Consider the following 6,265-nt stretch of genomic DNA (forward strand, 5'->3'; position numbering starts at 1 on the left):
CCCTGTGGGAACGTCTCACCGGCAGAAAGGCGCGGGCGCACGCCCACACCATGAACTTCAAGAAACTCCTCCGCGGGCCCTTCCTCTACATCATCGCTGGAGCGATCGTGCTCTGGATCGGCTTCACCCTGCTCGCGGGCCTCGGCGGCTTCCGCCCCATCAGCACCCAGCAGGGCCTCGAACTGCTCGAGAGCGGCCCCGTCGTCTCCGCCAAGATCGTCGACGGCGAGCAGCGCGTCGACCTCGTGCTCGAGGCCGAGACCGAGCAGGCCGAGGAGTTCGGCACGCAGGTGCAGTTCTACTACGTGACGCCCCGCGGTGATGAGGTCATCGCCGCCCTCAACGCGGCCGACCTCGAGACGTTCGACGACGAGGTGCCGCAGACGAACTTCTTCGTCAGCATTCTCGGGCTCATCATCCCGTTCCTCATCATCGGCGTCATCTTCTACTTCATCCTCACGCGCCTGCAGGGCGGCGGCGGCCGCGTCATGCAGTTCGGCAAGTCGAAGGCGAAGCTTGTCAACAAGGAGGCGCCGCAGGTCACCTTCGACGACGTCGCCGGCGCCGAGGAGGCGATCGAAGAGCTGCACGAGATCAAGGACTTCCTGCAAGACCCGACGAAGTTCCAGGCGGTCGGCGCGCGCATCCCCAAGGGCGTGCTGCTGTACGGCCCTCCCGGCACGGGCAAGACGCTCCTCGCGCGCTCCGTCGCCGGCGAGGCGGGCGTGCCGTTCTACTCCATCTCCGGCTCCGACTTCGTGGAGATGTTCGTCGGTGTCGGCGCGAGCCGCGTGCGCGACCTCTTCACCCAGGCGAAGGAGAACGCGCCGGCCATCATCTTCGTCGACGAGATCGACGCGGTCGGCCGCCACCGCGGTGCCGGCATGGGCGGCGGTCACGACGAGCGCGAGCAGACCCTCAACCAGATGCTCGTGGAGATGGACGGCTTCGACCCCAACACGAACGTCATCATGATCGCGGCGACCAACCGCCCCGACATCCTCGACCCCGCGCTGCTGCGCCCGGGTCGCTTCGACCGGCAGATCCAGGTCGACGCGCCCGACATGAAGGGCCGCGCGAAGATTCTCGAGGTGCACGCCAAAGGCAAGCCCATGGCCGAGGGCGTCGACTTCGAGGTGCTCGCGCGCAAGACGCCGGGCTTCACGGGCGCCGACCTGGCCAATGTGCTCAACGAGGCCGCGCTCCTCACGGCCCGACAGGGGGGCGAAGAGCTCACCGATGTGACGCTCGACGAAGCGGTCGACCGCGTCATGGCCGGCCCGCAGCGCCGCTCGCGGGTCATGCGCGACCACGAGAAGCTCATCACCGCCTACCACGAAGGCGGCCACGCGCTCGCGGCGGCGGCCATGCGCAACACCGACCCGGTCACGAAGGTCACCATCCTGCCGCGCGGCCGCGCCCTCGGCTACACCATGGTGTTGCCGCTCGACGACCGGTACTCGGTCACGCGCAACGAGCTGCTCGACCAGCTGACCTACGCGATGGGCGGACGCGTCGCCGAGGAGATCGTCTTCCACGACCCCACCACGGGCGCCTCCAACGACATCGAGAAGGCCACGAGCATCGCGCGCCGGATGGTGACCGAGTACGGCATGAGTGCGACCGTCGGCGCCATCAAACTCGGCCAGTCCAGCGGCGAGGTGTTCCTCGGCCGTGACATGGGCCACCAGCGCGACTACTCGGAGCGCATCGCCGAGAAGGTCGATGAGGAAGTGCGCGCCCTCATCGAGCAGGCCCACGACGAGGCCTGGCGGGTGCTCAACGACAACCGGGAGATCCTCGACCGGCTCGCGACCGAGCTGCTCGAGAAGGAGACCCTCGACCACGTGGCGCTCGCCGAGATCTTCGCCGACGTGGAGAAGCTGCCGGAGCGCCCGCAGTGGCTCTCGAGCGAGGACCGGCCGCTGCCCGACCTGCCGCCCGTGCCCATGCCGGCCAAGCCCGCGATCGAAGACCTCGACACGGGTGCCGGCGAGCCCGTCGGCGCGGGGGCCGGGTCAGCGCGATCGCAGGCGCACGACGCGCCGTCGAGGCCGGGCGAGGGCTCCGCACCGAGCGACACCGCTCAGACGCCGCGACGCGAGTAGGCTCCCGCCGTGCCGCCCATCGACTCCCGCCGCATCGAGGCCGCTGTTGCCGAGCTGCTCGCGGCGATCGGGGAGGACCCCGCACGCCCGGGTCTCTCGACCACGCCGCAGCGGGTCGCCGAATCGTACGGCGAGTTCTTCGCCGGCGTCGGCGTCGACCCGGCGCCGCACCTGCACGACGACGTCGAGCTGCAGTCAGACCCCGGAGAGCGCGGAGAGATCGTGCTGCTGCGCGACATCGCCCTGCGGTCCATGTGCGAGCACCACCTCCTGCCGTTCATCGGTGTGGCGCACGTCGCGTATCTCCCCGCCGAGCGCCTCACCGGCCTCGGCAGCATCGCGCGCGTCGTCGAGACGGTCGCGTCGAGGCCGCAGCTGCAGGAGCGCCTCGGTGAAGACATCGCGGCGACCCTCGAGAGCGCACTCTCGCCGCACGGCGTTCTCGTCGTCGTCGATGCTCAGCACGGCTGCGTCACCGCCCGCGGTACGCGGCAGAGCGGCAGCACGACCGTCACGGTCGCCTCCCGCGGCGCGCTGGCCGACCCGGCGCGGCGGGCCGAGGTGATGTCGCTCATCGGCCGGGGCACGGCATGAGCGCAGTGCAGTCGTCGCCGGCGGCACCGGAGGTGTGGGGCATCCTCAATGTCACCCCCGACTCCTTCAGCGACGGCGGCGCATACCTCGACCCTCAGCGCGCCGTCGACCGCGCACGCCGCCTCGCCGCCGACGGCGCCCACGTGATCGACGTGGGGGGCGAATCGACACGGCCCGGCTCGCAGCCCGTGACGCCCGCCGTCGAGCAGGCGCGCGTGCTGCCCGTCGTCGCCGCACTCGCCGCGGAGGGCCTGCGGGTCTCCATCGACACCATGCACGCATCGACCGCCGCCGCGAGCGTCGACGCGGGAGCCGCGATCGTCAACGATGTGAGCGGCGGCCTCGCCGACCCGGCCATGCTCGAGACCGTCGCCGGGCTCGACGTCGACTACGTGGTGATGCACTGGCGCGGCCCGGCTGCCGTCTGGGATGCCGTGAGCGACTACCGCGACGTCGTCACCGAGGTGCGCGACGAGCTGCACTCGCGGCTCGAGGCGGCACTCGCCGCGGGCATCCCCGCCGGGCGGCTCTGGCTCGACCCGGGGCTCGGCTTCGCCAAGCGGCACGACGACTCCTGGGCGCTGCTGCGCGCACTGTCCTCCCTGACCGCACTGGGGCACCGAGTGCTCGTCGGTGCCTCGCGCAAGAGGTTCCTCGGCGAGTTGCTGCCCCCCGAGCACGCGGTCGAGGAGCGCGATCTGCCCACCGCGGTCGTGAGCGTGCTCGCCGCCGACGGCGGCGCCGCGGCCGTGCGCGTGCACGACGCGCGCTCGACGGTGCGCGCCCTCGCGACGCACTCCGCCTGGCAGGGCGGCGGCGCCGGCCGGTCTGCCCGCACTGAGGTGCCCGCATGAGCGGCGACGCGCGCGACGCGATCACGCTCACCGGAGTGCGCGCGCGCGGCCATCACGGTGTGCTGCCCGAGGAGCGGCGCGACGGCCAGGAGTTCATCGTCGACGTGCGTCTCGCGCTCGACCTCGCGCCCGCCGCGCGCAGCGACGACGTCGCCGACACCGTGCACTACGGCGAACTCGCGCAGGCCATCGTCGCCGCGGTCGAGCGCGACCCCGTCGACCTCATCGAAGCGCTCGCCGAGCGCATCGCCGCCCTCGTGCTCGAGCACGACGCAGTGCACGAGGTCGTCGTGACCGTCCACAAGCCGCAGGCGCCCATCCCTGTGCCGTTCGCCGACGTCGCCGTGACGATCACGCGGGGACGGTCATGACCGGTCATGAGCCGCACAGCGACGACGGCACGGCGGTCGACGCCGTCGTCGCGCTCGGTGCGAACCTCGGCGAACGCGCCGCCACACTCGACACGGCCGTCACCGAGCTCGATCGGCTGCCCGGCACCGCGGTCGTCGGCGCTTCCCGATGGCACGAGTCGGTGGCACTCACCGCGGAGGGACTCGACCTCGACAAGCCCGCCTACCTCAACGGCGTCACGGTGCTCAGCACGCGACTCGACCCCCAGGCACTGTTGCGCGAGCTGCGCCGCATCGAGCTCGCGCACGGCCGAGACCGCTCGGCCGCCGCCCCACGCTGGGGCGACCGCACGCTCGACCTCGACCTCATCGTGCACGGCGACGCGCGCCTGGAGACTCCGCAGCTCACGCTGCCGCACCCACGCGCGCACGAGCGGGACTTCGTGCTGCGCCCGTGGCTGGAGGTGCGCCCCGAGGCCGTGCTGCCCGGCCGAGGCCCCGTCGCCGAGCTCCTCGCGAACCTCACCGAATCCGCCGTGCCGGCAGAGCAGTCCGCACCGTCGCCCCCCGCCGGCGGTGGGTCGTGACGCGCACGCGCCCCCTGCCGCTGTTGCTGCTCGCCGTGCTCGGGCTCGTGCTCGGCTTCCTGCTCGACACCGCGCTCGCCGCGCAGGGACTGCCCGTCGTCGTGCCGCCGCTCTCCCTCGCCCTGGCCCTCGTGCTCATCGCGGCGGTGCTGCTCCTCCTCGCCTGGCCGGTGCGCGGCGCCGCTCGCGGCGAGACGCGCATCGACCCGTTCTACGCCACACGCGTGGTCGTGCTCGCGAAGGCGAGCGCGCTCTCCGCCGCGCTGCTCGCAGGAGGCGCCGCGGGCATCCTCACCTACCTGCTGAGCCGCGCCGTCGTGCCGTTAGGCTCGACGCTGACCACGGGGGCTACGCTCGTGGCGGCGGTGATCCTCGTGGTCGTCGCCCTCGTGGCCGAGCATCTCTGCTCACTGCCACCGCAGGATGATGAGCTCGACGAGGCCGCCGCGTCTCCCCCCTGAGCGCATCGAGAAAGGAGAAGACGCACGCATGAGTGCTGACGACCGGAATGACCGCACCGAACCCCCGGTCACGCGCCTCGAGCGCCCCGAGACCGACTGGCAGCGTGTCTCGCCCAAGTACATCGTCGTCGACGTCGTCGGCTACGTCATCTTCGGGGCCATCGTGACCGCCGGCGCCTTCGTGCCCTTCTGGGTGGGCTGGGAGTACGGCTGGATTCTCGGCACGGCCATGGCCGTGCTCTTCCTGCTCATCATCGCCTTCACGCCGCGCCGGGTGCGCTCCATCGGGTACCTCCTGCGCGATGACGACCTCCTCTTCCGCCGCGGCATCATGTTCCAGCGCTTCGTCGCCGTGCCGTACGGCCGCATGCAGCTCGTCGACATCACCCGCGGCCCCGTGGCCCGCGCGCTCGGCCTCGCCGAGCTCAAGTTCGTCACCGCCGCTGCCTCGAGCGGCGTGCTCATCCCCGGGCTGCCCCTCGAGACGGCAGAGCAGCTGCGCGACCACCTCGTCGCCGTCGCCGAGACGCGTCGAGCGGGCCTGTGAGCGAGCAGCCCGCTGAGCCGCAGCGCGACGAGCGCGAACCTGACGCGCCGCGCGAGCCTGATGCGCCGCGCGACCCTGACGCGCCGCGCGACCCCGCCACCGCGAACGGCGTCTCGACGAGCACCGACCTCGCCGACGGCCAGTGGCACCGGCTGCACCCCGCCACCCCGCTCTTCCGCGGCGGCATCGCCTTCATCGTCGTGCTCGGCATCCTCATCTCGAATTTCCGCGACCGCGCGATCGACTTCTTCTTCGGCGGCGACGGCGACTTCGACGGCGAGGGCGACCCGATCGACTACATCATCGAGCAGGACCTCGTGCTGCTCGCGCTGCTCGCCCTCATCGGCGTGATGCTGCTCTTCATCGCCGGCTTCTGGCTGTCGTGGCGGCTGCACACCTTCCGCATCACCGAGGAGGTCGTGGAAGTGCGCTCGGGCATCCTCTTCCGCACCAACCGCAAGGGCCGCCTCGATCGCATCCAGGGCGTCAACGTGGGTCGCCCCTTCATTCCTCGGCTGTTCGGCGCGGCGAAGCTAGAAGTGTCGGTGGCCGGCAACGACGCCAACGTGCAGCTCTCGTACCTGCACTCGCGCACGGCCGACGCGCTGCGCGCCGACATTCTGCGCCTCGCCTCCGGCGCGCGGCGGGAGGCCCCGGGCGGTTCCGCTTCCGCCAGCGGCGCGGGGGCCGCGGGGGCCCCCCCCCTGGGGGGGGTGGGCGACGAGGCCCGCGCCGGGGTGCGCGCCCCCCCCGCCCCCCCCGCC

General features: G+C 72.0%; 8 protein-coding genes. All 8 read left to right on the top strand.

The features are described 5' to 3' along the window. Positions 1-50: 50 nt before the first annotated feature. On the top strand, positions 51-2,108 hold the full coding sequence (gene ftsH, locus RJQ01_RS11250) for an ATP-dependent zinc metalloprotease FtsH (protein WP_350476812.1): 2,058 nt from the start codon (positions 51-53) through the stop codon (positions 2,106-2,108). 9 nt (positions 2,109-2,117) lie between these two features. Beyond that, positions 2,118-2,702 (top strand): GTP cyclohydrolase I FolE, encoded by a 585-nt coding sequence (gene folE, locus RJQ01_RS11255; RefSeq protein ID WP_350476813.1) that lies wholly within the window; start codon positions 2,118-2,120, stop codon positions 2,700-2,702. Further along, complete coding sequence (gene folP / locus RJQ01_RS11260) at positions 2,699-3,556, top strand: dihydropteroate synthase (protein WP_350476814.1); 858 nt, start codon at positions 2,699-2,701, stop codon at positions 3,554-3,556. The genes folE and folP overlap by 4 nt, the downstream gene beginning before the upstream one ends. After that, on the top strand, positions 3,553-3,927 hold the full coding sequence (gene folB / locus RJQ01_RS11265; protein WP_350476815.1) for a dihydroneopterin aldolase: 375 nt from the start codon (positions 3,553-3,555) through the stop codon (positions 3,925-3,927). Before folP ends, folB begins: the two co-directional genes overlap by 4 nt. Beyond that, complete coding sequence (folK, locus tag RJQ01_RS11270; RefSeq protein ID WP_350476816.1) at positions 3,924-4,493, top strand: 2-amino-4-hydroxy-6-hydroxymethyldihydropteridine diphosphokinase; 570 nt, start codon at positions 3,924-3,926, stop codon at positions 4,491-4,493. The genes folB and folK overlap by 4 nt, the downstream gene beginning before the upstream one ends. Continuing rightward, entirely contained in the window at positions 4,490-4,954 is a 465-nt protein-coding gene (locus RJQ01_RS11275) for a DUF3180 family protein (protein WP_350476817.1), read from the top strand. Before folK ends, RJQ01_RS11275 begins: the two co-directional genes overlap by 4 nt. 28 nt (positions 4,955-4,982) lie before the next feature. Continuing rightward, on the top strand, positions 4,983-5,501 hold the full coding sequence (locus tag RJQ01_RS11280) for a PH domain-containing protein (RefSeq protein WP_350476818.1): 519 nt from the start codon (positions 4,983-4,985) through the stop codon (positions 5,499-5,501). Continuing rightward, positions 5,498-6,265: PH domain-containing protein (locus tag RJQ01_RS11285; protein ID WP_350476819.1), on the top strand; the 768-nt coding region annotated here is incomplete at its 3' end. The genes RJQ01_RS11280 and RJQ01_RS11285, both read left to right, overlap by 4 nt.

The sequence above is a fragment of the Microcella sp. genome (assembly GCF_040286215.1).
In the GTDB taxonomy this organism is placed as follows: domain Bacteria; phylum Actinomycetota; class Actinomycetes; order Actinomycetales; family Microbacteriaceae; genus Microcella.